The following is a 25311-nucleotide window of genomic DNA, read 5'->3' on the forward strand; positions in this document are numbered from 1 at the left end:
TGGGGGGGGGGGGGGGGGGGGGGGGGGGGGGGGGGGGGGGGGGGGGGGGGGGGGGGGGGGGGGCGGGCCGCCCCCCGGCGGGGGGGCCCCCCCCCCCCCCCCCCGCTGTGCGGGATCGTACGGGCCGTGCGAGATCGTACGGGGCCGTACGGGTAGTACGGGGTGGTGCGGGATCGTGCGGTCGTACCGGGCTACGAGGTCTTCAGCAGCGACCAGTTCTGGTACGGCCGGCCGTTCGGCTGCTGCAACTCCAGCAGCCAACCACCGTAGTACCAACGGTCGCTGAGCCCGAGAACCAGGCCGGTCCCGTCGGCGGTGAGGGTGAACCCGCCCTCGGCCGCGTTGAGTTGCCACTTCTGCTCAGCGGTGTCGGAGCACGGCTGCTGCGCCACGTACTGCCCGGCCACCGGGGTGCCGCCGAGCTGCAGGCACTTGCCCGAGCGCGTGGACTTGATCCGCAGCGCACCGTTGCCGGCGTCCTCGAACTGCCACTTCTGGTTGGCGTAGCCGGTGCGCTGGTAGCCGATCGCCACGGTGCCGTCGTTCATCGAGCTGCCCCACAGGTCGGCGGCCTGGCCGGTGAGGCCGTTGACCATGCTGTAGTGGGTGCCGGGCTGCGGGCGGCCGGTGTCGGCGAGGGTGCGGAAGTTCGCCGCGCGGCCGGGCTTGCCGACCGTTCCGGCGGCGTCGCGGACGGCGACGGCCACGGTGTAGCCGGTCCCGGGAGCCAACCGGACCACGCCGACCACGGTCGAGCGGACGGTGCCGATGGTCCGGCCGTTCAGCTGGACGTCGTACCCGGCGGCGGCGGGAACGGGGTTCCAGCTCAGCACGACCGAGTTCTGGGTGATCTGACCGGTCGTCACATCGGGACCGGCGCCACCCGGGGCCGGGGTCCTGGTCGGCGACGGGGAGCCGGTGGGCGTGGCGGTGGGGCCGCCGGTCGGCGTCGGGGACGGCGAGGGCGTGCGGGTGGGCGTGCCCGTGGGGGTCGGACCCGTGCCGGTCGGGGTCGGGGTCGGCCCGGTGGCGGTCGGGGTCGGCGTGGGGTTCGGCCCGGTCCCGCCGCCGTTGCCCGCGATGAGGAAGCGGTTGTTCGCGACGTTCCAGTGCGTGGCCAGGTAACTACCGGGTGCCGGCGAGGTGTTGTAGTAGTCGTCGTGGTTGCAGTCGAGCCGGTCGTCATGCGCGCGGTCCGGGCAGGCGATCCGCATCTGCGGGTAGTACGGGGCGTCCGAGTAGCACATGATGTCCCACTCGTCCGTGCAGTGACCGGCCTTGCTGGAGTTGGGCGCGCTGTTGTTCACCGCGCCCAGGTTGTGGCCGAGTTCGTGCGCGGCGGTGGTTCCGCTCCAGCAGCCGGAGTCGGTCCGGCCGTACGAGGGGCCGAAGTTGCTGAGGTTGTCCTGGCCCGGGCGCTCGTCACCGGCGAAGGTGCCGATCCCGCAGTACACCTTGGCGTCGGTGAACATCATGTACTTGCGGTCCTTGCGGTTGAACCCCTGCGCGGCCAGGGCGCGGTTGCTCGCGTTGAAGTCCTGGATCTCGGAGTCGGAGATCTGCACGTTCAACACCGAGGCGGTGCAGTCGGGTTCGGTGACGAAGCGGACGTGCCGCACGCCGCCGGTCTCGGCGGCGCTGGCGTCGTAGATGACGTCGACGTCCGCGGCCCACTTCTTGAAGGAGGACAGGTACTGGGCGAACCGGTCGTTGCCGGGGGTGTGCACGTACACCACCTGGACGCGGTTGCCGCTGCTGCCGTCACCCTCGCAGACCAGGCCCGCTCCGGCGGCCGGGGCGGCCGCGGGCGGGGCGGCGTCCTGCGCTGCGGAGCCCTGGCCGGCCTCGCCGAGCAGCGCCTTCTGGGTGGCGTCGAGGACGGGCGCGCCGCCCTTCAACAGATCGGCCGTGGAGGGCGGTTGGGCGCCGGCGGGCGGAGTGAGCGCGGGTACCCGGGCGGCCTGGGCGGCGACCGGCGGAACGTCCTTGCGGATGTCCACGTCCTTGGGCGGCGCGTCCGGGCCGTGGCTGCACTGGGCGCTGCCGGTGACCTCCAGCATGTTGCCGCAGCGGTCACTGGTCGGCAGGGTCAACCCCGCGTAGACCAGGCCGCGGTCGGGCTGGTCCTTGGGTATCGCCTTGGGCGGGGCGGCCTTCTCGTCCCGCTTCGGGGCGGGCGCCCTGGTGGCGCCCTCGGCGGTGCCCGTCTCGCCCGGGCCACCGTCGTCCGCGACCGCGTCGAGCGGCGCGTCCGCCGCCGTGACGGTACTGCGCATCGCCCCGGGCTCCAGCGCGGTGCGCAGGCCCAGGGTGCCCGCGACCAGTCCGGCCGCGACCGCCACGGCGACCAGGGCGCTCCTGCGGGTGAACCTGCGGCGCCTGCGCCGGCGGAGTTCGCTGCTCCGGTGTCCCATCGCGTTCCTTTCCTCGTGCGACGGCCCGGACCCTGTGGTGAGGGGTCCGAACCTTCCGACACGAGGGAGAGCCGGTGGGACGGCGGGGAATAACAGAAACCTCTTGCGAAAGTCCCCGGCCCGTTCGAGGCGAGGCCGAGCGGACGGGGAACGGCAGGCGGGGCCCGGCGGCCCGGGCGGCGAAGTGCCGGGGAGCGCACTCGGGGGGTACGCGCTCCCCGGCACGGGGTGGTGGCGGCCACCCGGCCGGAACCCTCGGGGTCTGCGCCCCGGCGGGCCGTGTCGAATGCTAGACCTCCCGCCGGGAGCTGGCCAGCGCCCCGAACGGGGAAGTTTCCGCCCCGGACATGCCATCGCCATACGGGGTATGACGATCCGTCACTTGACTCACTACAGACCCCGGGCCGGCCCTCACCCCGGCCCTCACCCCGGCCCTCACCCCGGCCCTCAGGCCGCGACCCCGACCCGGGCCGGACCACCGACCGCCGGTCCGCTCGCCACCCCCACCGCACCGCAACCGCCGTGCAACCGGGCCAGCCCGGCGGCGAGCACGGCCCGGTCCCCAGCGAGCCACACCCGCAGCGCGGCGGAGAGCGCGGCACTGGCCGGGCCCGCCGACGGGCCGCCGGTGCGCACCAGCCGCTCGCCGAGCAACGGCAGCAGGTCCGCGACCGGCGCGGGCAGCCAGAGGGTGACCGCACAGGGCGCGGGCCGGGCCAGGACCCGCAGCAGCGGCAGCACCGAACCGTCGTCGTGCAGCGAGGGGATGACCTCCAGGAGCCCGTCGACCGCGACACCGGAGACGTCGCCGCCGTGGCCGCGCGCGAGGTCCCGCAGCAGCGCCCGCTCGGCGGCGGTGATCCGGACGGTCAGCATGACCTCGTCATCGCAGTCCATGGTCCCGTTCCCCTGTCGTGGAGTTGGTGGCGTCTGGAGGGTGGTGGAGCCCGGCGGGAGGTGCGGTCCGACGGGCGGTCCGGCCCGGCGGGCGGCCGAACCTCGCGGATCAATCGCGCGCCGAGGGCATTCCTGCCCCGCGACCGCCCTCCGCTACCGGCGTTATCAGGCCGTAGTGCCCGTCGTAGCGGCGGTAGAGCACCCGGGCGCGGCCGTCCTCGGGGCCGGTGTGGCAGACGAACGGGCGCCCGGTGAGCCAGAGCCGGCGGGCCGCCTCGGCGAGGTCGAGCACCGGCAGCGCGTCGCCGCCGGCGGGCCAGGGCTCGACCGCGCCGCTCAGCGGGCAGCGGTGGACCAGGCCGTCCCGTCCGGTGTCGGCGTCCAGGAACAGGTGGAACCGCCGGTCCAGGAGCAGCAGTTCGCGGGCCGCCTGCGCCTGGGTGCGGCGGGCGGGCACGACCGCCTTGTGCCGGGCGATCCGCCGCCGGGCGAGCGGCCGGTCGGCCCACTGCGGCCGGTAGGCGCTCTCGTGCACGGCGGCCAGACCGATGTCGCCCAGTTCGCGCAGCCGGGCCACCCGGCCGGCCAGGGTGCCGAGCACCAGGTCGACGGCCTCCCGGGCGGTGCCGGTGGCCAGCTGGACCCGGACCGGGCCGGTGCCGTCCAGCTCGACGTCGGCCTGGGCGAGCGCGGGCCGGGTGAGCATGCGGTCGCGGGCCCGGGTGAGCCGCAGCCGCAGTCCGTGGACGTCGGGGCCCAGGAGCACCGCGGTGTCCTGCGCCCGGCTCCGGGCGTACTCGGCGTCCTCGCGCGGCAGCTCGCCGCGGATCTCCACCCGGACGTCGAGGGCGGGCCGGTGGCGCAGACGGGTCATCAGGTTCCTCCTTCTCCACCCACCATGCTGGCGTCCCCGCGACCGTGCGGCGAGGGTCCAAAGACCCTCCCGCCGGGGCCCGGTACGGGCCGCCGCGTGGACGGCATCGACGCAGGTCAGGGCGACGGAAGCGGGCCGCTTCGACGCCGGGCGGAGGACCGGGCCGAGGGTCGGACGAAGGACCGGGCAAGGGCCGGGCGAGGGCCGGATGACGGACCGGGCCGAGGGCCGCCCCGGGGGCCGGGCGGCAGGCCTGACGGACGGACGGGCGCAGCGCCGACACGATGATCGTCCGTTGGAGTGATCCGGGCGCGTTCGGCGCAACGCCCGTCGCACCGGCGCGTTTCCCATGGCGTGCGCCCTCCGCCCCTGGCGCACGCGGGTTCCGCGCTCGTCGGCCCCCGCCACCCGGCCGGCCGGCCGGTGCCTTCCTCCGGTACCGCCCGCACCGGCCCCTCTGGTGAGAGGAAGTGTCATGACCCTGCCGACCAACGCCCTGCTGGCAGAGACACGGAAACGGATCGTCCCCCCGAGAACCACGCCACCCCCCGCACCCGCCACCCGAGCCGCCGTCCCGCCGCTCGCCCCCGGCGCCCTGCCCGGCCTCGGCCACGCGGCCGCCCTGCTGCGCGACCCGCTCGGCTTCCTCGGTTCGCTGGCCCGCCACGGCGGCGTGGTCCGGATCCGGCTCGGGCCCCGCACCGTCTGCGTGGTGACCGACGCCCGGCTGGTCCACACCCTGCTCGTCGCCCTCGCCCACGACTGCCCGCGCGGCGCCGTCCAGGACACCCTCAGGACCGCCTTCGGCGACGGCCTGCTGATGTCCGAGGGACAGGCGCACCGCGACCGCCGCCGGATCATCCAACCCGCCTTCGCCCCCGACCGGACGGCCGGCTACCTGGCCGTGATGCACCAGGTCACCGAGGAGCGGGCCGGCCGCTGGCGCGCCGGCCAAGTCCTCGACGTGGCCAAGGAGATGAACCACCTCGCGCTGGAGATCGTCACCCGCTCGCTGTTCGACGCCCGGCTCAGCGAGGACGCCACCCTCGCCTTCCACCGGGCGCTGCCCGACCTGGTGAAGGGCCAGATCGTCCAGTCCCTCTACCCTCACCCCGCCCTCGCCCGGCTCCCGCTGCCCGTCAACCGGCGCTTCGACGCCGCCGTCCGGGTGCTCAACCGGGTGGTCGACCAGGCCGTCAACGGCCGCCCCGGACGCGCCCGGCCCGACCAGCGCGGCGGCACCCTGCCGGCCCTGCTGCGCGCCGCCACCGACCCGGCCACCGGCCGTCCGCTCACCGAGGCCGACGTCCGCTCCGAGGCCATCACCATGTTCGGCGCCGGCACCGAGACCGTCTCCACCACGCTCACCTGGCTGCTCGACGAACTCCTGCGCCACCCCGAGGTGGAGGCCCGGGTCCTGGCCGAACTGGACGAGCACCTGCCCGCCGGCACCACCCCCACCCCCGAGGCGCTCGCCCGGCTCACGTACACCCGCGGCGTCACCCAGGAGGTGGTGCGGCTGCACGCCCCCAACGCCTTCCTGATGCGCACCGCCCGGGTGCCCGTCGACCTCGGCCCGTACCGGATCCCGGCCGGGACCGAGCTGCTGTACAGCCTCACCGCGCTGCACCGCGACCCGCTGAGCTACGACGACCCGTCGAGCTTCCGGCCCGAGCGCTGGCAGGACGGCGGCGGGCTCGGGCGGCCGTCCTTCCTGCCCTTCGGGGCGGGCAAGCACAAGTGCATCGGCGAGGCCTTCGCCTGGGCCGAGCTGACCGTCGCGGCCGCCGCGATCCTGCGCCGCTGGCGGCCGGTGGCGGTGCCGGGGTCGCGGGCCCGGGAGGTGGTGTGGACCACCGTCCAGGCCCACGGCCTGCGGGTCCGGCTGGTGCCGCGCGGCTCCGCCGTACCGAGCGCCGCCGCCTCCGCCCCGGCAGGGCGGGACGTGGCGGCGGACGCTGCGGTCACCGCAAGCACCACAGGCCTCGCACCGGCCGGGGCCGGCACGGACCGGCCGCACTCCGCCGGCTGTCCGCTCACCGGCACCGCGGCCCGCCCCGGCGCGCCCGCCGCCGTGCCCCTCCCCCGGCCGCCCGCCGAACTGCGCGCCGCCGCCGACCGGCACGCCGACTGGGCGGTCCGCCACGGCCTGCTCGCCCCCACCGAGCTCCCCGACTACCGGGCCTACGCCCTGCACGAGCTGATCGGCCACGCCTTCCCCCGCGCCCGGGGCACCGACCTGGACCTGCTGGTGGACATGCTGGGCTGGTTCACCGTCCTGGACGACCGCTTCGACGGCCCGCCCGGGCGCCGGCCCGCCGAGGCCCACGCGCTGGTCGACCCGCTGATCTCCGCCCTCGACGGCGACGCCCGCCCCGCGGCACCGGGCGACCTGCTCCTCACCGCCTGGCAGGAGCTCTGGGACCGTCAGCGCCGGTCCACCTCCCCCGACTGGCGCGCCCGGGCGGCCCGCGAGTGGCGCGCCTGCCTGGCCACCTTCCCCGCCGAGGCCGAACACCGCGCCCGCGGCACCGTTCCCGCCCTGGGCCTCGGCCTGGCCGACACCATGCGGCTGCGCCGCCACGGCAGCTGCGTCTACCCGTTCATGAACATACTGGAACGGGTCCACGGCGCCGACGCCCCCGCCGCCCTGCACGCGGAACCCGCACTGCACCGCCTGCGCGCCAACACCGCCGACGCCGCGACGCTGATCAACGACCTCTACTCGCTGGAGCGGGAGGAACGGCAGAGCGCCGCCGCGTTCAACACCGTCCTCACCCTCCAGCGGGTCCGCGGCTGCACCCGCAGCCGGGCCGTGCGCGCGGTGCGCACCCGGGTCGGCACCCTGCACCGGGAGAACGAGCGGCTGCGCCGCGACCTGGGCCGCCGCCACCCGGCGGGGCGCTGGTACCTGGACGGCACCCGGGAGTTGGTGGCCGGCGTCCAGGCCTGGACCAGCACCAGCGACCGCTACCTGGTACCGGGCGACCGCGCTCGCTGACGGGCGTCGCGGCCGGGCGTCGCAGCCGGGCGTCGCAGCCGGGCGTCGCAGCCGGGCCGGACGGCTACTTGCGGTCGCCGAGGGTGAACAGCAGCAGGACGAAGCCCGCGAACAGGTGGGTGGCGAAGATGTAGATGCCGGCGCGGATCAGCATCGCCTTGCGGCGGCGCTTCTCCTCGCCGGTGCTGTCGGCACTGTTGGCGCTGTCGCCCATCGGGCTGTTCTCCTCAGGTCGGTCACGGTCACGGTCGCCCGCCGGTGGGCGCAAAGCTGCCGGCTGCGGACTCAGCGGGGCGACCGGCCACCGGCGGCGCGCAGCTCGGTGAGCAGCGCCCCCTGGTCGGTGATCAGCTCGGTCAGGATCCGCCGCGCCGCGCTGAGCAGCTCGGCGACGTCCGGGGTGCTGAGCGCGTACACCACCGTGTTGCCCTCGCGGGTGGCCGTGACCAGCTGGGTGCGGCGCAGCACCGCGAGCTGCTGGGAGAGGTTGGACGGCTCGATACCGATCTCCGCCAGCAGCTCGCGCACCGGCCGGGGGCCGTCCTGGAGCAGTTCCAGGACCCGGATCCGGACGGGGTGGCCGAGGGTGCGGAAGAACTCCGCCTTCGCCTGGTACAGCGGGACCGGCATGGCCCGTTCCCTCCCTCGATCCGGCTCGGTGGCGGCCTGGTCGCCCGGCCGGGCGGGGTCCGTGCCACGGCCGGTAGGCATCATCGCCACAGATGAAGATTTCTTCAAGTCGTCACAGTGGAAGGTGACCTCTCCCACATCGACGGCCGGATCGGGACGGCGAAGGGCCGGACCCGGGACGCTGCCAACTCCCGGGCCCGGCAGTCTGGGTGACGAGCCGTCAGCAGCCTACAGGCACATCGACGGTGACCGGGGCCGGTCCCCGCAAGCTCCCCTCCACCGCGAAGGAGGCGTGCACGACCGACCCGCAGGGCACGGTGGCACCGACCCCGTCCACCCGGACCGTGCTGACCCTGAACTCGGTGCGCCCGGCCACCGCACCGAGCGGGCCGACGCCGGCCAGATCGGCCGACAGCCGGGTGACCAGCGCCTGCGGCGCCGGCGGCCACGGCGTTCCCGGCGAGGGCGGGCCGGCCAGCCCGATCAGGCCGTACAGCACGACGGCGTCACCGGTGACGTCCGCGCAGACCCTGGTGGACAGTCCGGCCTGGAGGCCGGAGTGGCCGCAGGTGGTGACGGTGGCGGACTCCTGCCCGGCGGCGGCCGCCGGCAGCGGCACGCCCAGCAGCGCGACGGCACCGGCCGCGCCTGCCGCGATCCGGGTGATGCGGGTGATGCGGGTAGCGCGGGTGATGCGGTTCATGGCTCCTCCTTCGGAGGGTGTGAGGAATGAACGCGTGGGACGGGGGTCGAGCAGTGTGTCATGGCACATGTGACATTTCATGCGTGCCTTGACTGCAACTCTGCCATGCGATTCAAACCCCCAAGTGCCACTTCCCCTTCGAACCCATGCCTCCGACCGAAAGCACGCCTACGATGGCGTGTTCCCATTCGGCACGGCGAACCCCCGCACCTCGCCGGGCGTCGGCCTGGTGAACCCAGGATGAACCGTTGGCCCGGCGGCCGGACCGAGCAGCGGGGCCGCCCGGTCGGCTGCCCTGCTGCCCTGGCCGCCCTGGCCGCCCTGGCCGCGGGCCGCGGGCCGCGGGCCGCGGGCCGCTGTCAGCCGAGGTCCTCCCGCAGCGCGTCCACCCGGGCGACGGCCTCCGTGAAGGCCGCGCGGTCGAGGCCGCCGGAGTCCAGGGCGGCCGCCAGGGCGGTGGTGGCGTCCTCGCCCTGCTGGGGGTCGCGGGCGGAGCAGAGGATCAGGTCCATCCCGGCCGCCGCGGCGGCGACGGCACGCGGGCCGGTCGGACCGTACGGCGTGAGGGCGTCGGCCTCCAGGGCGTCGGTGACGGTGACGCCGTCGAAGCCCAGGCGCTCACGGAGTTCGCCCTGGACCACGGTGGGCGACAGCCCGGCCGGGCGGTCCGGGTCCAGCGCCGGGTAGACCGCCCAGGAGGCCATCACCATCTGCACGCCCGCGGCGATGGCGGCCCGGTACGGGGCCTCGTCGCGGGAGCGCAGCCGGTCCAGCGGGACGGGAAGGGTGACGGGGCGGGCGTCGGTGTTCTCGTCCCGGGCCGCCGCGCCCAGGCCGGGGAAGTGCTTGGCGGTGGCCGCCACGCCCCGGCTCTGCTGCTCGGCGAGGAAGGCGCTGCCCAACGCGCCCACCGTGGACGGGTCCTGGCCGTAGGAGCGCTCGTAGCGGTCGATGAAGTTGCCCGGGGTGTCGTAGACGTCGAGCACCGGGGCGAGGTTGACGTTCAACCCGGCGTCGCCGAGCGTTCCGGCGGCGCCGGCGCCGGAGTCCACGGCGGCGGCGAACGGATCCGGGGCCGTCCCGGTGCGGCGGGCGGAGAGCTCCGGCGCCCCCGGCAGCCGGCGCACCTTGCCGCCCTCCTGGTCGGTCATCAGCAGCAGCGGGCGCGCGTCCGGGGCCTCGGCAGCGGCCTGCTTCAACGCGGCCACCGCCTCGGCCAGTTGCTCCGGACCGGTGACGTTCTCACCGAACAGGATGACCCCGGCCGCCCGGCCCTCCCGGATCGCCCGCAGCACCCCGGGCGGCGGGGTCGGGCCGGGGTAGGAGAGCACGATGCGCCGACCCGCGAGTTGACGCGCGTCCTGGTGCCGTCCGGTCATCGCCGGGTTCCTCTCGTCGGGGAGCCCTCTCCCGCGCGTCACCGACCCGGCGGGGACGGGGCCGAGCACGGCCGCCACCACCAGCACCACCGACGTCAACCGGGCGATCCGCCGTAACGGGGCCATCCGTCCCTCCAGGGTCAGCAACGGCATACGGTCCGTCAGCGTACCCAGGAACCCGCCGGACGGCAGCCCGCACACCACCACCCCCGCCACCGGCACCGGGGCCGGGCCCCCGTTGGCCCCCCGGCCGCGTGCGGTGGGCCTCAGACGGCGTGCTCGACGAACTCGCCGCAGTCGTGGAAGCCCAGACGGCGGTAGACCGGCCGGCCTTCCGCCGAGGCCTGGAGGACGGCGATCCGGTACCCGTGGGCGCGGGCCGTCGCCAGGGCGGCGAGGGTGAGGGCGCCGCCGTAGCCGCGTCGGCGGTGGGCGGCCAGGGTGGCGATGTTGTAGATCCCGGCGACCCCCGCGTGCAGGAGGACCTCGGCCGAGCAGACCGGCCGGTCGTCGACGTAGCCGACCAGGTAGCGGGCCGGACAGTCGTCGGCGAGTGCCGACTCCGCCGCACGGGTGAAGAACCGCCGCACGGTGGCGGCCGGCGGGTCCCAGTTCGCGGCCACCACCGAGGCGTGGTCGGCGAGGCCTTCGGGTGTGGTCACGGCGCGGATGTCGAGCCCGGTGACGCGCTCGGGCGGTGGGGCGTCGTCCAGGAGCGCCCACATGGCCGTCTCCCGCTCGGACGCCTCCAGGCCGGCGGCGCTCAGGCGGGCGGACAGGTCCGGCAGGGTCGAGGCGGGGCCGACCCACCACGAGAACGGGCGCCCCCTGGCGGCCAGGTCCCGGACGGTGTCGGCGATCCGCGCGTCGGCGGTGTCCGGGCGGAAGCGGGCCAGGGCGACGATGTTGAAGGTGTCGTCGTCGAGGCCGCTGTCGGCGACCGTCAGGTCGTCCGCGTCGGCGACGGTCATGCCCGCGGTACGGCGGTGCAGGTGACAGGCGTGCTCGGCCAGGTTCCGCTCCATCCTGGCCAGCAGGTCGGCTCGCTCCGGTGCAGCGGGTTTCGTCGTCCTCATGGTGGTCGATTCGATCACGCAGGAGCCGGGCGGGCACCCGAATTGCGGCCGGCCGAGGCCCGGCGGACCAACTCCCCCAGGACGGCGATGCCTTCGGCGATGTCGCCCGGCGGGCCGGCCGCGTAGCCGAGCACCAGACCGGGCGGGAACGGCAGGCGGGCGTGCCAGGACAGGGGCTGGACCTTGACGCCGCGGGCGAGCGCCGCGGTGGCCAACTCCACGTCGCTGCATTCGAGTTGCTCCGGCAGGGTGAGCATCAGGTGCAGCCCGGCGGCCGCGCCGTGCACGGTCGCGGCGGGGAGGTGGGTACGGACGGCGGCGATCATCGCGTCCCGGCGGCGACGGTGGCGGCGTCGCAACAGCCGCAGGTGGCGCTCCAGTTCACCGGATTCCATCAGTCGGGCGAGCACCAGTTGGGGCAGCACCGGGTTGCCGAGGTCCGCGAAGCGCTTGGCGTCGAGGACGGCCGCACGCAGCGGCGGCGGCACCAGCAGCCAGCCGGTGCGCAGCGCCGGGGCGAGCAGTTTGGAGGTGCTGCCCGCGTAGCAGACCCGGTCGGGCAGTTCGGCCCGCAGCGCGGGGACGGGCGGGCGGTCGTAACGGTGCTCGGCGTCGTAGTCGTCCTCGACGACCAGACCGCCCTCGCCCGCCCAGCGCAGGAGTTCACGGCGCCGCTCGCCGCCGAGGACGACACCGGTCGGGTACTGGTGGGCGGGGGTGAGCAGCACGGCGGGGGCGCCGGTGGCGCGCAGCGCGTCGACCCGGATGCCCTCGGCGTCCACCGGGACGGGCGGGGTGGCGGCGAGCCAGTGGGCGAGGTGCTGGCGGGCGCCGAGGGAGCCCGGATCCTCGACCGCGACCTCGGTGATGCCCATCCGGCCGAAGGCCCGGCCGAGCAGTGCGAGCGACTGGGCCGTCCCAGCGACCACGAGCACCTCCTCCGGGTCGGCGCGGATGCCCCGGTTGCGGGCGAGCCAGTGGGCGACGGCCTGCCGCAGGGCGGGGGTGCCGCGGACGTCCCCGTAGCCGAGGTCGGCCGCGGCGAGGCCGTCGAGGACGGCCCGTTCGGCCCGCAGCCAGGCGGCGCGGGGGAACGCGGCGAGGTCGGGCACGCCGGGGGTGAGGTCGATCCGGGCGGGGGTGGCGCGCAGGTGGTCGAACACCTCGGGGTCGGGGTCGTCCCGGAACAGCGCGGGTGCCGGGCGGGCCGGCACAGCGGCGGAAACCGCGCTGGGAACCTCGGTGGGAACCGCGGCCGGCGGCAACGCGACCACGACCGTCCCGCCCCGGCCCCGCCCGGCGAGCTGCCCCGCCTCGGCGAGCCGCCGGTAGGCATCGGTCACCACGCCCCGGGAGACGCCGAGTTCGGCCGCGAGCACCCGACTGGCGGGCAGTCGGGTGCCGGCGGGCAGCAGCCCGTCGGCGACGGCCTCGCGCAACCGGCCGGCCAGCCAGTCGGTGAGGCCGCCCGGCGGGGCCTCGGCGGCATCGAGCTGGAGGAAGTCGACACCGGTCTCCCCGACCTCCCCGGCCGGTCCGGCCTCTTTGGACCTGTCGTTCGCGGCGGCTTTGGACCTGTTCACCGGTCCATACTGACGCGAGGGTTGAGCCATGACCACCGAGACGACCCCGCTCCCCGCCACCCCGTACGTCCACGGCTACTCCGACACCGAGGCGCAGCGCCTCGGCGACCAGGCCGACACCCTCGCCGAGCTGCTGCACTCGGGCACCGCCTACCCGGCGGGCAGCCGGGTGCTGGAGGCGGGCTGCGGGGTGGGGGCGCAGACGGCGCACCTGCTCGCCACCAGCCCGGGCGTGCTGCTCACGGCGGCGGACGTCTCCGCGCGGTCGCTGGACCAGGCCCGGGCCCGGATCGCCGCCGCGGCGCCGGCCGCCCAGGTCACCTGGCACCACGGCGACCTCCACCGACTGCCCTTCCCGGACGGCGCGTTCGACCACGTCTTCCTGTGCTTCGTACTGGAGCACCTGCCCGACCCGACGGCCGGGCTGGCCGCGCTGCGGCGGGTGCTGCGGCCGGGCGGCACGATCACGGTGATCGAGGGCGACCACGGCTCGGCCTTCTTCCACCCGGAGACCCCGGCGGCCCGCCGCACCGTCGACCACCTGGTCCGGCTCCAGGCCGGGGCGGGCGGCGACGCCCTGGTGGGGCGCCGGCTGCACCCGCTGCTGACGGCGGCCGGGTTCGCGGACGTGACGGTCCGCCCGCGGACGGTCTACGCCGACGACGGCCGCCCGGCCCTGGTGGAGGGCTTCACCCGGCGGACCTTCGTCCCGATGGTCGAGGCCGTCCGGCCCGAGGCCCTGGCCGCCGGGCTCACCACCCCGGAGGCCTTCGACCGCGGCATCGCCGACCTGCGCCGGGCGGCCGAACCGGGCGGGACCTTGCACTACACCTTCTTCAAGGCGGTCGCGGTCAACCCCTGACGCGTACGGGGTCGGCGCCTACCACCAGCCGCCACAGCCGCTGGAGTCGCAGGCACGCAGGTAGACCTCATAGGCGCCCTTGTAGGAGTACTGCTTCCCGAACGTGACCTTCTTCTGCTCCAGGCCGCCGGACTCCCAGCTGATCCGCACCTCGACCCAGACACTGCCGCTCCGCGTCAACCAGGCGAACTGACCGTTGTAGCCCTTGTGCCCGTCACCCGTCCAGGACTTCTCGACTCCGGCCTTGAAGCCCTTCGGGGACCACAGGTTCACGTCCGCCCCACTCTTCGGGGCGGCAGCGGCCGTACCGGCACCGACCGCCGCTGTCAGGGCGGCGGAAGCGAGCACGAGCACCGCGTCGCGCATACGCATCGGAACGATCTCCTTCCGGACATGTCTCGCCTTCGGTGCAATGGTCCCGGAACAGCTCCCGGGAGCGTCACTCCGAAATCGGCCAGTTCGCGTCAACCACCGTGGCGGGGAGAGCCGTTCGGGGCGGACGGCGGGGTCGGACCGTTCTCCGAGGGATCGGGCTCAGGACCGAGTTCCGCCATCCGGTCGGCGATCAGGTCGACGCACTCACGGATGCCGGGCACGGGCTCCGGCGACGCGTCGCGGATCGCCTTGATCGCGTGGACGTGGCGCCGTACGGCGAGGTGTTCGTCGACCGTGCGACGGACGTCGGCGGGGAGTGCGGTCCAGAGGGGGTGGTCCATGGCCGCCATCCAAGGCGGGGCGGCCCGCCCCGGCAATCGATTAACGGCCGGTCGAACCTCCGGCCGACCCGCGGGTCAGCCGGCCGGGTCGTCCCCGAGGTCGGCGAGCAGTGCGCGCATGGCGTCGACGAGCGCGGCCCTGCGGGCCTCGTCGAGGTCGGCGAGCATGCGGTGCTCGGTGGCGATGTGGTCGGGGAGGGCGCGGTCGATCAGGGCGTGGCCCTCGGGGGTGAGTTCGACGTCGCGGCTGCGGCGGTCCTGGTCGCTGCGGGTCCGGGTGACCAGACCGCGGGCTTCCAGGCGGTCGAGGCGCTGGGTGATGGCACCGGAGGTGACCATGGCGGACTGCATCAGGCCGGTGGGGGTGAGGCGGTAGGGCGGGCCGCTGCGCTTGAGGGTGGCGAGGACGTCGAACGAGGGCGCGTCCAGGCCGTGTTCGGCGAAGGTGCGGTTGAGTTCGGCGTCGACGAGGCGGTAGAGGCGCTTGAGCCGGCCGAACACCTCCATCGGGGAGACGTCCAGGTCGGGGCGCTCGGCGCCCCATTGCGCGACGACGCGGTCGAGATGATCTGCCACGGGTTCAGGGTAAGCGATGCCCGTCGGATTCCTTAGCGATGAGGTAACTGTGAGCCACATCACCGGTGGGATCCGCCGAAAAATGCCTTAGCGCTGAGATACATTGGCTTAGTGCTAAGCAATCGCCTCGCCGTCCTGCTGACGACGGCCCTCGCACCCGCGGTCTGGGGGACGACCTACCTCGTCACCACCGAACTGCTCCCGCCCCACCGACCGCTCCTCGCCGCCGTCATCCGCTGCCTGCCCGCCGGACTGCTGCTGATCGCCCTCACCCGCACCCTACCCAAGGGCGACTGGTGGTGGCGCGCCCTCGTCCTCGGCGCCCTCAATATCGGCGCCTTCCAGGCCCTGCTGTTCATCGCCGCCTACCGCCTCCCGGGCGGGATCGCCGCCACCGTCGGCGCCGTCCAGCCCCTGGTCACCGCCGGACTCTCGGCCGCCCTGCTCGGCGACCGGCTCACCCTGCGCACCGTGCTCTCCGGCATCGCCGGGGTGGCGGGCGTCAGCCTGCTGGTGCTGCGCGCCGGCGCCCGGCTGGACGCGGCCGGGGTGGCCGCCGCGCTCGGCGGCGCGGTGGTGATGGCCTTCGGCGTCGTGTTCTCCAAGCGCTGGGTCTCCCCCGCACCGCTGCTCGCCACCACCGGCTGGCAACTCACCGCCGGCGGCCTGCTGCTGGTGCCGGCCACCCTGCTGAGCGAGGGCGCCCCGCCCACCCACTACACCGCCGACAACCTGCTCGGCTACGCCTACCTCTGCCTGATCGGCGCGGCCCTCACCTACGCCGTCTGGTTCCGCGGGCTGCGCTCGCTGCCGCCGACCTCGCTGTCCTTCCTCTCCCTGCTCAGCCCGGTGGTCGCCACCCTGGCCGGCTGGCTGGTGCTCGGACAGGACCTGAGCCCGCTGCAGGCGCTCGGCGCGCTGGTCGTCCTCGGCTCGCTGATCGTCGCCCAGACCCAGCGGCCCCACCGGGCCGCCCCACCGTCCACCGGACCGGGCCCGGGACCGGACCTCCGGCCGGACCCGGTGCGCGAGAACGCCTGACCCGGCACCTCGCACACCGCACACCGCACACCGCACGACACACCACCCCTGCCCCGTCCCAGTCCCGTTCAGAGGAACCGAGGAGAGACCTTCATGCGCATCACCGTGTTCGGCGCCACCGGCAACGTCGGCCGACGGGTCGTGACCGAGGCGCTCGCCCGCGGCCACGAGGTGACGGCCGTCGTCCGCGACCCCGCCAAGCCGCACGGCCTGCCGGCCACCGTCACGCTCGCCGTCGGCGATGCCGGCGAGCCCGCCGACGTCGCCCGGATCGTCGCCGGCCAGGACCTGGCGGTCACCGCCACCCGCCCGGCGCCCGGCCGTGAGCACGAGCTGGCGGCCACCACCCGGGGTCTGCTGGCCGGCCTCGCCGGGACCGGCGTGCGCCTGCTCGCCGTCGGCGGGGCCGGCAGCCTGACCGTGCCGGGCACCGACGGCACGATCCTGGTGGAGTCGCCCGGCTTCCCCGCGGAGATCCGGCCGATCGCCCTGGCCTGCGGCGAGCAGCTGGAGCTCTACCGCGCGGACGGGGAGGTCGACTGGACGTACCTGAGCCCGGCCGCCCTGCTCGAACCCGGGGTGCGCACCGGCCGGTTCCGGCTCGGCCGGGACGAGCTGCTGGTCGACGCCGACGGCAACTCGGCGATCTCCATGGAGGACCTCGCCGTCGCGCTGCTGGACGAGGCGGAGCGGCCCGTGCACCGACGTGCCCGGTTCACCGCCGCTTACTGAGCCGCCCTCCGGAACCGCACCCGCCCGAACCACCCGCCGGAACCACCCGCCGGAACCGCTGCTGAAACGCCCCCCGCCGGGCCGTGGTGCTGGATACCCCCGCCCGGGGGTGTATCCAGCACCACCCCGAAGGCGGTCTCCTGCCTCATCGTGCGTCAGCCGTCCGGCGGGACATGATCGTTCCCGTGAACACCACCGCATCCCACGGCCGCCGCGCCGCCGCCCTCGCCGCCGCGCTCCTCGCCGGCCTCGCCCTGCCCGCCACCGCGAACGCCGACTCCGGCCGCAACCCGGGGGACGCCGACCGCGTCCCCGCCCGCTACGCCCGGCAGGCGCTCGACTGGCAGCCCTGCGCGGGCCAACCGGCCCTGGAGTGCGCCACCATGGCCGTCCCGCGCGACTGGCACCACCCCGGCGCAGGCGACGACCTGAGCATCGCCGTCTCCCGGCACCGCGCCACCGACCAGGCCCACCGCAAGGGCGCGCTGATGGAGACGGCCGGCGGCCCGGGCGGGCAGGGCCTGCTGCGCCCGATGGACCTCGCCCAGGGCGCCCCCGCGGTGGCCGCCGCGTACGACATCGTCAGCTTCGACCAGCGCGGCGTCGGCCGCAGCACCCACGTCGCGTGCCAGACCCCGGAGGAGTTCCAGGAGTTCCTGGCCGGGGACTACCGCGACCGGTCCCCGGAGGCGGTCGACCGGGTCATCGCCAACTCCCGCAAGCTGGTGGAGGGTTGCGAGAAGAACAGCGGCGACCTGCTGCCCTACCTGACCACCGAGCAGACCGCCCGCGACATGGACCTGTACCGCTCGCTGCTCGGCGAGAAGAAGATCAGCTACTACGGCGCCTCCTACGCCACCATGATCGGCGCCTACTACGGGACGCTCTTCCCGCATCGGGTCGAGCGGATGGTGCTGGACAGCAACATCGGCTTCGACGGCACCTGGGAGCAGTACGAACTGGGCCAGCCGATGAGCTTCCAGCGCCGCTTCGAGGAGGACTTCCTGCCCTGGATGGCCGCCCGGGACGCCACCTACCACTGGGGCTCGACCCCGGCGGAGGTCGGAGCCCACTGGGAGCAGCGGCGCGCCGCCCTGCACGACGCGCCGATCACCGACGGGTCGTTGACGCTCGGCCCCAACCAGCTGGACAACGGCACGATCAACGCGATCTACAGCGAGAAGGCCTTCCCCCTGCTGGCGAGCGGACTGACCGCGCTGGACGACTGGCAGCAGGCCGATCCGGCCGCCAAGGAGACCGCCCGCCGGCTGTTCGGCCAGTACCTCAGCCCGGAGTTCCTCGCCGAGTACTTCTCGGTGACGTGCGGCGACACCCCGTGGACGAAGGACCTGGACACCTGGATCGAGCGCGGCGCGGAGAACACCGCGCGCTACCCGCTGATCGGTGCCCGCACGCTCGCGTTCAGCTCGGTCTGCGCGCTCTGGCCGACCGCCCCGGCGCCCGAGGTCAAGGTCACCGGCGCCCACCTGCCGCCGGTGCTGATGCTCAACTCGCTGCACGACCCGGCGACGTACTACGAGGCGGCGCTCGGCGCGCACCGGGCGCTGCGCGGCTCCCGGCTGGTGACGGTCACCAGCAACGGCAACCACGGCCAGTACCCGGGCTCCGACCCGTGCGTCACGGACACCGTCGAGCGCTACCTGCTGGACGGCCGCGCGCCCGATCACGACCTCACCTGCCCGGCACCGCAGGCCGGTTGAGCCCCGGGGCACCGCGGCCGACCGGCCCGGCCGGGCCGGTCAGGAGCGGGACTGTCAGGAGCGGGCCGGTCAGGAGCGGGACTTCGGCCGGAGCTTGCCGCGCAGGTGCTCGGCGGCCACGGCCAGGACGAGGAAGCCGCCCACCGACAGCTTGATCCCGGCCTTGGCGACGATCCAGCCGATGCCCGGGACGGTCCAGCCCAACCAGTGGAGCCCGGCCAGCATCGCCGCGCAGCCGCAGACGATCGCCAGCACGGTGGCACCGACGGCGGCGACCCGCGAGAGTTCGCGCGGGCCGTCGTCGCCGTGCACGCCGGCCTCCGAAGTGGCCTCCACCGCAGTCCCGTTGGCGGTGTCGTCCGCCGCCGCTCCGGCCGTCCCGTTCGTACCCCGATCACCCATGCAGGTGATCATACGGCCTCACCGGTGGGAGTGGTGGGTGTCCCCGAGGTGCTCCCCGGTCTCGTCGTCGGGGAAGCTGACGGCCATGGTGACCCGGTACTCGAAGACGTCGTGCCGGTGCCCGGGCACCCGCGCCCAGGCGAGCGAGTGCACCTCGGCCTCCGGGGCCTGCCGGCACCAGGCGGCGGCCTCCTCCAGGGCGCGCGCTGCCGAACGCCCGGTGCACACCACGGCGGTGTAGGCGGCGACCGCGACGTCCCCGCCGGTGGTGCGGCCGCTGCGCGACACCGCCCGGACGGCGGCGGCGGCCTGGGTCAGGTCACGGGCCAGGTCGTCCACCACCCGAGGGGGTGCCGGCAGGACCACCGCCCCCTCGGCGACGGTCTCCGGCAGGTTCGCGCTCACGGCTTCGGCCTCCATCCACATGGTCACGCGGCACAGCATGCCGGACCGGGATTCCTGGCATGCCCACTTTCACCTGAACGTCATCCGTCCAGGGCCGAGTTGGGGATGCCCCCTGGCGCCCGACCGTCCGTCCTGCTAGGGAAGGCCGCCCACGGGGGCGGGCATCGGGCCAGGTCAGCGGGGTTCGCGACGGGCGCCGCCGGGGAGCCCGAAACGACGCCCACGCACCACCCCCGCGCTTCGAACCGCCCGTCCGACCGCCGGGGCGCCCGGCCGCCCGGCGTTGGCCCCACGGCCAACTCCCTTTACTGGCAGCGGAGATGGAGCGCGGAGCGGGCGCCACGCGACGACTCCGGGCCGACCGGGCCTCGGCCGGGACGCCGCGTTCACCCGTCGTCGGGTTCGCGGCCGCCTCCCGTCCATCCTGGACCTGTCAGATCGTCGTGATACTAATCGTTGCGGCGGCGGGCGCCGCCGATTCGGCGGGCGGGCACGATGACGAAGGCTCAACCGTTCCGGGAGGGTCCGGACGGCGACGGGGAGGGGCAGCAGATGGCGGCGAGGATCGGCAGTGCCAAGGGCGGGCGGAAGGTACGGATCGGCAAGCGGGTCACCGGCACGGCGGCCGCGTTCGCCGCGCTGGCCGCGCTGACCGGCTCTCAGGTGTCGGGCCTCGGGCTCGCCCCGGCCGCCGCCGCCGACACCGGGCAGGCACAGGACGCCACCGCGCAGTCCGCGAGCGGCTCCACCACCCCCTTCGGCGGTCCGGCCGCCGGAGTCCCGGGCACCGCGGCCGACGGCGGCAGCGCCGTCCAGCTGCCGCAGCCGCCCGGCACCCAGCCCGGTCTGCCCGCGGCCGGCCCGTTCACCGCCAACGGGCCCTCACTGCCCGCCACCGTCTTCGCCGCGTACCAGAAGGCCGAGGCCTCACTGGCGCAGCGTTCGCCGGGCTGCCACCTGCCCTGGCAGCTGCTGGCGGCGATCGGCCAGGTCGAGTCCGGCCAGGCGAACGGCGGCAAGGTGGACGCCGCCGGCACCACGCTCACCCCGATCCTCGGCCCGGTGCTGGACGGCAACGGCTTCGCCGCGATACCCGACACCGACGGCGGCCGCTACGACGGCGACTCCCGTTGGGACCGCGCGGTCGGCCCGATGCAGTTCATCCCCTCCACCTGGGCCTCCTGGGGCGTGGACACCACCGGCAAGGGCACGGCCGACCCGAACAACATCTTCGACGCGGCCGAGGCCGCCGGGCGCTACCTGTGCGCGGGCGGCCGGGACCTCTCCGACCCGGCCCAGCTGGACCGGGCGATCCTCAGCTACAACAACTCCACCGAGTACCTGCGCACCGTCCGCAACTGGATGGCGCACTTCGGCAGCGGCCAGGTGACCACGGTCGCGGACCGCCCGGGCGTCCCGACCCTGCCCGGCTCGACGCCCTCGCCCTTCCTCCGGCCGTCCGGCAGCACCGGCACCCCGGGCACCACCCCGACCGGCGGCACCGGCACCGGCCCGACGCCGGGCGGCCAGCCGACGGTGCCTCCGGTGACGCCGACTCCGACGCCGTCCGCGCAGCCCACCGGCACGCCGACGCCGAGCGGTTCGCCCTCGCCCTCCGCCAGCCCGACGGCCACCCCGAGCGGCACGCCGACGACGACTCCGAGCACCACGCCGACCGGCAGCGCCTCCCCGACGGCCACGCCGTCCGGCACCCCGACCGGCACGCCGACGTCCTGCCCGAGCCCGACCGCGACCGCGACGCCCACCGGAACGGCCACGCCGAGCGGTTCGCCCTCGCCCACCGCCGGCCCGACGTCCACCCCCACCGGCACCCCGTCGGCCGCTCCGTCCACCGCCCCGAACTGCGCGACGCCCACCCCCAGCGGCAGCCCGAGCGCCACCGCGACCCCCAGCGCCACCACCTCCGCCGCGCCGACCGGCACGCCGACCGGCACGCCGAGCGCCTCGCTCTCGCCCTCCCCCGCGGCGAGCGCGAAGAAGTAGCACCCGCGCACGCACCGCACCCAACCGCCGACGGCGGCAGAACGGCCCGACCGGCCGGACTGCCCCCGTCCGCACCTCCGGGACGCGAACGCCGTCGGGGCCGAGCTCCTACAGCTCCAGGTGCCGCGCCGCCCGGTGCACGCGCCAGCGGCCGAGCATCCCGTGCAGCTCGTCGATCATGAACTCGAAGAAGGCCGCGCTCTCCGCGAGCCGCTCCCCCGCGACCGTGCCCCTGCCGACGGTCACCTCCCCCTCCTTCAACACCCCGATCCAGCGCAGCAGCAGTTCGTCGCGCCGGGTCAGCGACTCGAACCAGACGTCGTTGAGCACCCGGTAGCGGTCGCGGCGGGAGCCCGGCTCGCGCTCCTTGGCGACCAGACCGACCTGGATCAGGTAGCGCATCCCGCCGGAGACGGCCGCCGGGCTGATCTGCAGCCGCTCGGAGAGCTCGGCGGAGGTCAGTACACCGCTCTCCTCGGCCATCAGGCAGGAGAAGATCCGGGCGGGCATCCGACCCATGCCGGCGACCACCAGCTCGGCCGCGAACCGCTCCACGAAGTCGGCCACGGCCTGGTACTCGTGCCACCTGCCCGGCACCGGCGCCGCCCCCTGCTCCACGCCCTGCTCCGCACTCCGCTCCGGTTCCCGTTCCACCGCTCTCCCCTTTCCCGGAGATCATCCGCCCACTGACCGAACTTTAACGCCTTCCCAATATTCACGTTTTTCTGAAACTACGGTAGCTTCGAAAGCATGACCAAGGCCATCATCCTGTCCGGCCTGCGCAAGACCTTCGGCCGGACCACCGCGCTGGACGGCCTCGACCTCACCGTCGAGACCGGCGAGGTCCACGGCTTCCTCGGCCCCAACGGCGCCGGGAAGTCCACCACCCTCCGCGTCCTGCTCGGCCTGCTGCGCGCCGACGGCGGCAGCGCCCGACTGCTCGGCAAGGACCCGTGGCGCGACGCCGTCGAGTTGCACCGCCGCCTCGCCTACGTCCCCGGGGACGTCGAGCTGTGGCCCAACCTCACCGGCGGCGAGGCGATCGACCTGCTCTGCCGACTGCGCGGCCGGCCCGACCCCCGCCGCCGGGACGAACTGGTCGAGCGCTTCGACCTCGACCCGACCAAGAAGGGCCGCAGCTACTCCAAGGGCAACCGGCAGAAGGTCGCCATCGTCGCCGCACTCGCCTCCGACGCCGAGCTCCTGCTGCTGGACGAGCCGACCTCCGGCCTGGACCCGCTGATGGAGGTGGTCTTCCAGGACGTCGTCCGGCAGGCCAAGGACCAGGGCCGCACCGTCCTGCTCTCCAGCCACGTCCTGGACGAGGTGGAGAAGCTGGGCGACCGGGTCAGCATCATCCGCCGGGGCCGGGTGGTGCAGAGCGGCACCCTGTCCGAACTGCGCCACCTCACCCGCACCACCGTGGAGGCGGAGACCGACCGGCCCGTCACCGGACTGGACGCGCTGCCCGGGGTGCACGCCCTGCGCACCGAGGGGCGCCGGGTCCGCTTCGCCGTGGACGGCACCCGGCTCGACGCCGCGGTACGGATGCTGAGCGAGGCCGGACTGCGCACCCTGGTCAGCCACCCGCCCACCCTGGAGGAGCTCATGCTGCGCCACTACGGCGACGAGCTGGCCGCCAACGGGCACCACCCCGACCCCGAGGCCGTCCGATGACCGCCACCACCGCCCCCACCGCCCGGCGCACCGCCCCGGTCCGCCCCGGCGGGCCCGCCGCCCTGGCCGGCGCCGCCACCCTGCTGCGCTTCGCGCTGCGCCGCGACCGGGTACGGCTGGGCGCCTGGGTGCTCGGCCTCGGGCTGCTCACCCTGGCCACCGCCGACAGCGTCCACTCCGTCTACCCGACCGCCGCCGACCGGGCCTCGATCGCGCACGCCTCGGCCAGTCCCGCCGTGCTCGCCATGACCGGCCCGGCCCGCTACCTGGCCGACTACACCTGGGGCGCGATGCTCGGCCACCGGCTGCTGGGCCTGCTGATCGTCCTCGCCGGTCTGCTGAACGTGCTGACCGTCATCCGGCACACCCGGGCCGAGGAGGAGGGCGGCCGCGCCGAGCTGGTCCGCTCGGCCGCCGTCGGCCGGCACGCCCAGCTCGCCGCCGCGCTGGCCGCCGCCGCGGTCGCCGACCTCGCCCTCGGCCTGCTGCTCGCCCTGGGCCTGCCCGCCCTCGGCATCCCCGGACTGGGCGCCGGCGGCGCGCTGCTCTACGGCGCCGCCACGGCCGTCGGCGGGCTGCTGTTCGGGGCCGTCGCCGCCGTCACCGCGCAGGTCTCCGCGCACGCCCGGACGGCCTCCGGGCTCGCCCTCGCCGTACTCGGCGCCGCCTACGCGCTGCGCGCCGCCGGGGACACCGGCCGGACCGGCCTCTCCTGGGCCTCCCCGATCGGCTGGCTCCAGCGCGGCTACCCCTTCGTCGAGGACCGCTGGTGGCCGCTGCTGCCCGCACTGGCGCTGGCCGCCGGCACGGCCGTGGCGGGGTTCGCGCTGAGCACCCGCCGCGACTTCGGCGCCGGGCTGCGCGCGGCCCGCCCCGGCCCGGCCACCGGCAGCGCCTTCCTGGGCACCCCGTTCGGCCTGGCGCTGCGGCTGCACCGCGGGCTGATCGGCGGCTTCGCGGCGGCCCTGCTGCTGCTCGGCGCGATGTACGGCTCGCTGCTCGGCGAGGCCGACTCGATGCTCCGGGACGTCGACCGGATCAAGGAGGCGCTGGCCCGGCTGGGCGGCCACTCCCTCGCCGACTCCTTCGCGGCGCTGACGATGCTGGTCGTCGCGGTGGTCGGCGGCGTCTACGCGGTGCTGGCGGCGCAGCGTGCGCGCGCCGAGGAGAGCGCCGGGCGGGTGGTGCCCGTGCTGGCCGCGGGGGTGTCGCGCTCCGGCTGGCTGGGCGGGCACCTGGCGGCGGCGCTGCTGGGCTCCGTCGTGGTGATGGTGGCGGCGGGCACGGGTTTCGGCCTGGCCGGGGCGCTGTCGACCGGCGACGGTGCCGTGTTCCTGCGGCTGCTGGGTGCGGCGCTGGTTTTCGTGCCCGCGCTGTGGGTGACGGTGGGCTTCGCGGCCGCCGTCCACGGTTGGCTGCCCCGGGCCACGGCGCTGGCCTGGGCCGTCCCGGCGTACGCGTTCGTGATCGGCTACCTGGGCCCGTTGCTGCAACTGCCCCGGGGGCTGGACGGGTTGTCCCCGTTCGGCCGGGTGCCCCGGCTCCCGGCGGCCCGGATGGACTGGGCGCCGCCGATCGTGCTGACCCTGGTCGCGGCCGCGCTGATCGCGCTGGCCCTGGCCGGGTTCCGGCGCCGCGACCTCGACTGAGGCGCCGGAGCCCGGGCCCGGGTCACAGGTGCTTGACCAGCTCCGGCATGAGGTCCTGGAAGGTGCGCCCGCTGGCGGGCTGGCCGATCGCGGCCATCTGCCAACCGCCCGGTGTGCGCTGCACCTTGGCCATGATCTGGGCGGTGTAGGGGCCGCCGCCGGTGAGGGTGTAGCGGGCCAGCTCGACGCCGGTGGTCTCGTCGACCAGGCGGCAGAAGGCGGCCTCGACCTCCTGGAAGGTCTGCCCGGTGAAGGAGTTCACGGTGAAGAGGATCTGGTCGACCTCGGCGGACACCTTGGTCAGGTCGACGGTGATCGACTCGTCGTCGGTCGCGTCGCCCGAGCCGCCGACCAGGTTGTCCCCGCTGTGCCGGACGGAGCCGTCGTTGCTGGTGAGGTGCTGGAAGAAGACCACGTCCAGCGGCTTGCCGTGGGCGAAGAGCACCGCCGAGGCGTCCAGGTCGATCTCCTGCCCGGCGGACAGCAGTTTGGCCAGGAAGCCCTTGCGCTGCACCGCCCGCCAGCCCAGGCCCATCCGGACCACGCTCAGCTGCCCACCGCCCGGCTTCTCCAGGCTGATCTTCTGCCCCTTGGCCAGCGAAACGGCCATCGTGCCCTCCTCGTTCCCGCCGCCGTCCGTGCCGTGAACCTATCGCACACAGAGAAACTATGATCATCGGACGGCGTCCGTCCAGGTCCCCTACCCAGGCGGCGGCGCTCCCACCCACCAGCCCCACCGGCCCCGCTCGCGGCGGTGCTCCGCGCACCGGCGGATCCACCCGTCCGACGACTGGCGTAGCCATGACAGGGGACCGGCCCGACGGGCGGCGCACGGTCTAGGGTCGCCTCGGAGCCGCTCCGACCCACGCTGGGGGACCACCATGCCCGAACAGCACGACGGAACACCGCCCGCGGCCACCGCCGCCACCACCGCCCGCCTCGGCCGCCCCCGGCAGCCCCGGGCCGGCC

24 protein-coding genes are annotated in these 25311 nt (G+C 75.1%); 8 read left to right on the forward strand and 16 right to left on the reverse strand.

Annotation, left to right across the window (positions count from 1 at the left end; all coding sequences use genetic code 11):
- Nucleotides 1-191 precede the first annotated feature (191 nt).
- The 3 genes from ACFWXO_RS38015 to ACFWXO_RS38025 form a co-directional block, all read right to left on the reverse strand.
- Nucleotides 192-2414 (reverse strand): RICIN domain-containing protein, encoded by a 2223-nt coding sequence (locus tag ACFWXO_RS38015; RefSeq protein WP_380529969.1) that lies wholly within the window; start codon nt 2412-2414, stop codon nt 192-194.
- A gap of 447 nt (nt 2415-2861) precedes the next feature.
- Nucleotides 2862-3311, reverse strand: a complete 450-nt coding sequence (locus ACFWXO_RS38020; protein ID WP_375886857.1) for a hypothetical protein — start codon at nt 3309-3311, stop codon at nt 2862-2864.
- Nucleotides 3312-3420: 109 nt separating this feature from the next.
- Nucleotides 3421-4185: a sigma 54 modulation/S30EA ribosomal C-terminal domain-containing protein gene (locus ACFWXO_RS38025; protein ID WP_380529971.1), complete on the reverse strand. Its 765-nt coding sequence runs from the start codon at nt 4183-4185 to the stop codon at nt 3421-3423.
- Nucleotides 4186-4660: 475 nt separating this feature from the next.
- Between ACFWXO_RS38025 and ACFWXO_RS38030 the strand changes: the two genes are divergently transcribed.
- Nucleotides 4661-7186 carry a cytochrome P450 gene (locus ACFWXO_RS38030; RefSeq protein WP_380529973.1) on the forward strand — a complete coding sequence of 842 codons (2526 nt, stop codon included), beginning with the start codon at nt 4661-4663 and terminating at the stop codon, nt 7184-7186.
- 64 nt (nt 7187-7250) lie between these two features.
- Here the strand turns inward: ACFWXO_RS38030 and ACFWXO_RS38035 are convergent, their stop codons facing one another.
- From ACFWXO_RS38035 to ACFWXO_RS38060, 6 genes are all read right to left on the reverse strand, one after another.
- Nucleotides 7251-7400, reverse strand: coding sequence for a DUF6126 family protein (locus ACFWXO_RS38035; protein WP_380529975.1), 150 nt, complete (start codon nt 7398-7400; stop codon nt 7251-7253).
- 71 nt (nt 7401-7471) lie between these two features.
- Nucleotides 7472-7816, reverse strand: a complete 345-nt coding sequence (locus ACFWXO_RS38040; protein WP_375886846.1) for an ArsR/SmtB family transcription factor — start codon at nt 7814-7816, stop codon at nt 7472-7474.
- A gap of 220 nt (nt 7817-8036) precedes the next feature.
- A complete protein-coding gene (locus ACFWXO_RS38045; protein ID WP_380529977.1) occupies nt 8037-8519 on the reverse strand; it encodes a hypothetical protein in 483 nt (160 codons plus the stop codon).
- A gap of 359 nt (nt 8520-8878) precedes the next feature.
- A complete protein-coding gene (locus tag ACFWXO_RS38050) occupies nt 8879-10051 on the reverse strand; it encodes a glycoside hydrolase family 3 N-terminal domain-containing protein (RefSeq protein ID WP_380529979.1) in 1173 nt (390 codons plus the stop codon).
- A gap of 113 nt (nt 10052-10164) precedes the next feature.
- Nucleotides 10165-10923, reverse strand: coding sequence for a GNAT family N-acetyltransferase (locus ACFWXO_RS38055; RefSeq protein WP_380530005.1), 759 nt, complete (start codon nt 10921-10923; stop codon nt 10165-10167).
- Nucleotides 10924-10988: 65 nt separating this feature from the next.
- A complete protein-coding gene (locus ACFWXO_RS38060) occupies nt 10989-12557 on the reverse strand; it encodes a PLP-dependent aminotransferase family protein (protein ID WP_380529981.1) in 1569 nt (522 codons plus the stop codon).
- Nucleotides 12558-12585: 28 nt separating this feature from the next.
- On the opposite strand from ACFWXO_RS38060, the gene ACFWXO_RS38065 reads away from it, so the two are divergent.
- Nucleotides 12586-13419, forward strand: coding sequence for a methyltransferase domain-containing protein (locus ACFWXO_RS38065; RefSeq protein WP_380529983.1), 834 nt, complete (start codon nt 12586-12588; stop codon nt 13417-13419).
- 18 nt (nt 13420-13437) lie between these two features.
- Here ACFWXO_RS38065 and ACFWXO_RS38070 read toward each other — a convergent pair whose 3' ends face one another.
- From ACFWXO_RS38070 to ACFWXO_RS38080, 3 genes are all read right to left on the reverse strand, one after another.
- Nucleotides 13438-13791 carry a hypothetical protein gene (locus ACFWXO_RS38070; protein WP_380529985.1) on the reverse strand — a complete coding sequence of 118 codons (354 nt, stop codon included), beginning with the start codon at nt 13789-13791 and terminating at the stop codon, nt 13438-13440.
- A gap of 92 nt (nt 13792-13883) precedes the next feature.
- Nucleotides 13884-14135 carry a hypothetical protein gene (locus ACFWXO_RS38075; protein WP_380529987.1) on the reverse strand — a complete coding sequence of 84 codons (252 nt, stop codon included), beginning with the start codon at nt 14133-14135 and terminating at the stop codon, nt 13884-13886.
- 75 nt (nt 14136-14210) lie between these two features.
- On the reverse strand, nt 14211-14711 hold the full coding sequence (locus tag ACFWXO_RS38080) for a MarR family winged helix-turn-helix transcriptional regulator (protein WP_380529989.1): 501 nt from the start codon (nt 14709-14711) through the stop codon (nt 14211-14213).
- 111 nt (nt 14712-14822) lie between these two features.
- On the opposite strand from ACFWXO_RS38080, the gene ACFWXO_RS38085 reads away from it, so the two are divergent.
- The 3 genes from ACFWXO_RS38085 to ACFWXO_RS38095 all read left to right on the forward strand — a co-directional run bounded on the left by ACFWXO_RS38085 (nt 14823) and on the right by ACFWXO_RS38095 (nt 18205).
- Complete coding sequence (locus ACFWXO_RS38085) at nt 14823-15752, forward strand: EamA family transporter (RefSeq protein WP_380529991.1); 930 nt, start codon at nt 14823-14825, stop codon at nt 15750-15752.
- Nucleotides 15753-15845: 93 nt separating this feature from the next.
- Nucleotides 15846-16484: an NAD(P)-dependent oxidoreductase gene (locus ACFWXO_RS38090; protein WP_380529993.1), complete on the forward strand. Its 639-nt coding sequence runs from the start codon at nt 15846-15848 to the stop codon at nt 16482-16484.
- Nucleotides 16485-16669: 185 nt separating this feature from the next.
- Nucleotides 16670-18205, forward strand: a complete 1536-nt coding sequence (locus ACFWXO_RS38095; protein WP_380529994.1) for an alpha/beta hydrolase — start codon at nt 16670-16672, stop codon at nt 18203-18205.
- A gap of 69 nt (nt 18206-18274) precedes the next feature.
- On the opposite strand, the gene ACFWXO_RS38100 is transcribed toward ACFWXO_RS38095, so the two are convergent.
- Both ACFWXO_RS38100 and ACFWXO_RS38105 read right to left on the reverse strand, forming a co-directional pair.
- Nucleotides 18275-18607, reverse strand: coding sequence for a hypothetical protein (locus ACFWXO_RS38100; RefSeq protein ID WP_380529996.1), 333 nt, complete (start codon nt 18605-18607; stop codon nt 18275-18277).
- An 18-nt stretch (nt 18608-18625) separates the two neighbouring features.
- Nucleotides 18626-19039 carry a hypothetical protein gene (locus ACFWXO_RS38105; RefSeq protein ID WP_375886815.1) on the reverse strand — a complete coding sequence of 138 codons (414 nt, stop codon included), beginning with the start codon at nt 19037-19039 and terminating at the stop codon, nt 18626-18628.
- A gap of 468 nt (nt 19040-19507) precedes the next feature.
- Here ACFWXO_RS38105 and ACFWXO_RS38110 point away from each other — a divergent pair, with 468 nt between their 5' ends.
- The gene (locus ACFWXO_RS38110; RefSeq protein ID WP_380529998.1) at nt 19508-21016 is read left to right on the forward strand and encodes a hypothetical protein; all 1509 of its coding nucleotides are present in this window, start codon (nt 19508-19510) and stop codon (nt 21014-21016) included.
- A gap of 108 nt (nt 21017-21124) precedes the next feature.
- Here ACFWXO_RS38110 and ACFWXO_RS38115 read toward each other — a convergent pair whose 3' ends face one another.
- A complete protein-coding gene (locus tag ACFWXO_RS38115) occupies nt 21125-21670 on the reverse strand; it encodes a GbsR/MarR family transcriptional regulator (RefSeq protein ID WP_375886811.1) in 546 nt (181 codons plus the stop codon).
- Between the two features lie 96 nt (nt 21671-21766).
- Between ACFWXO_RS38115 and ACFWXO_RS38120 the strand changes: the two genes are divergently transcribed.
- The gene (locus tag ACFWXO_RS38120) at nt 21767-22693 is read left to right on the forward strand and encodes an ABC transporter ATP-binding protein (protein ID WP_380530001.1); all 927 of its coding nucleotides are present in this window, start codon (nt 21767-21769) and stop codon (nt 22691-22693) included.
- Nucleotides 22690-24342, forward strand: a complete 1653-nt coding sequence (locus ACFWXO_RS38125; protein ID WP_380530003.1) for an ABC transporter permease — start codon at nt 22690-22692, stop codon at nt 24340-24342. Before ACFWXO_RS38120 ends, ACFWXO_RS38125 begins: the two co-directional genes overlap by 4 nt.
- Nucleotides 24343-24364: 22 nt before the next feature.
- On the opposite strand, the gene ACFWXO_RS38130 is transcribed toward ACFWXO_RS38125, so the two are convergent.
- The gene (locus ACFWXO_RS38130) at nt 24365-24952 is read right to left on the reverse strand and encodes a TerD family protein (protein WP_375886802.1); all 588 of its coding nucleotides are present in this window, start codon (nt 24950-24952) and stop codon (nt 24365-24367) included.
- Nucleotides 24953-25311 lie beyond the last annotated feature (359 nt).

The sequence above is a fragment of the Kitasatospora sp. NPDC059088 genome (assembly GCF_042738155.1).
Classification (GTDB): Bacteria; Actinomycetota; Actinomycetes; order Streptomycetales; family Streptomycetaceae; genus Kitasatospora.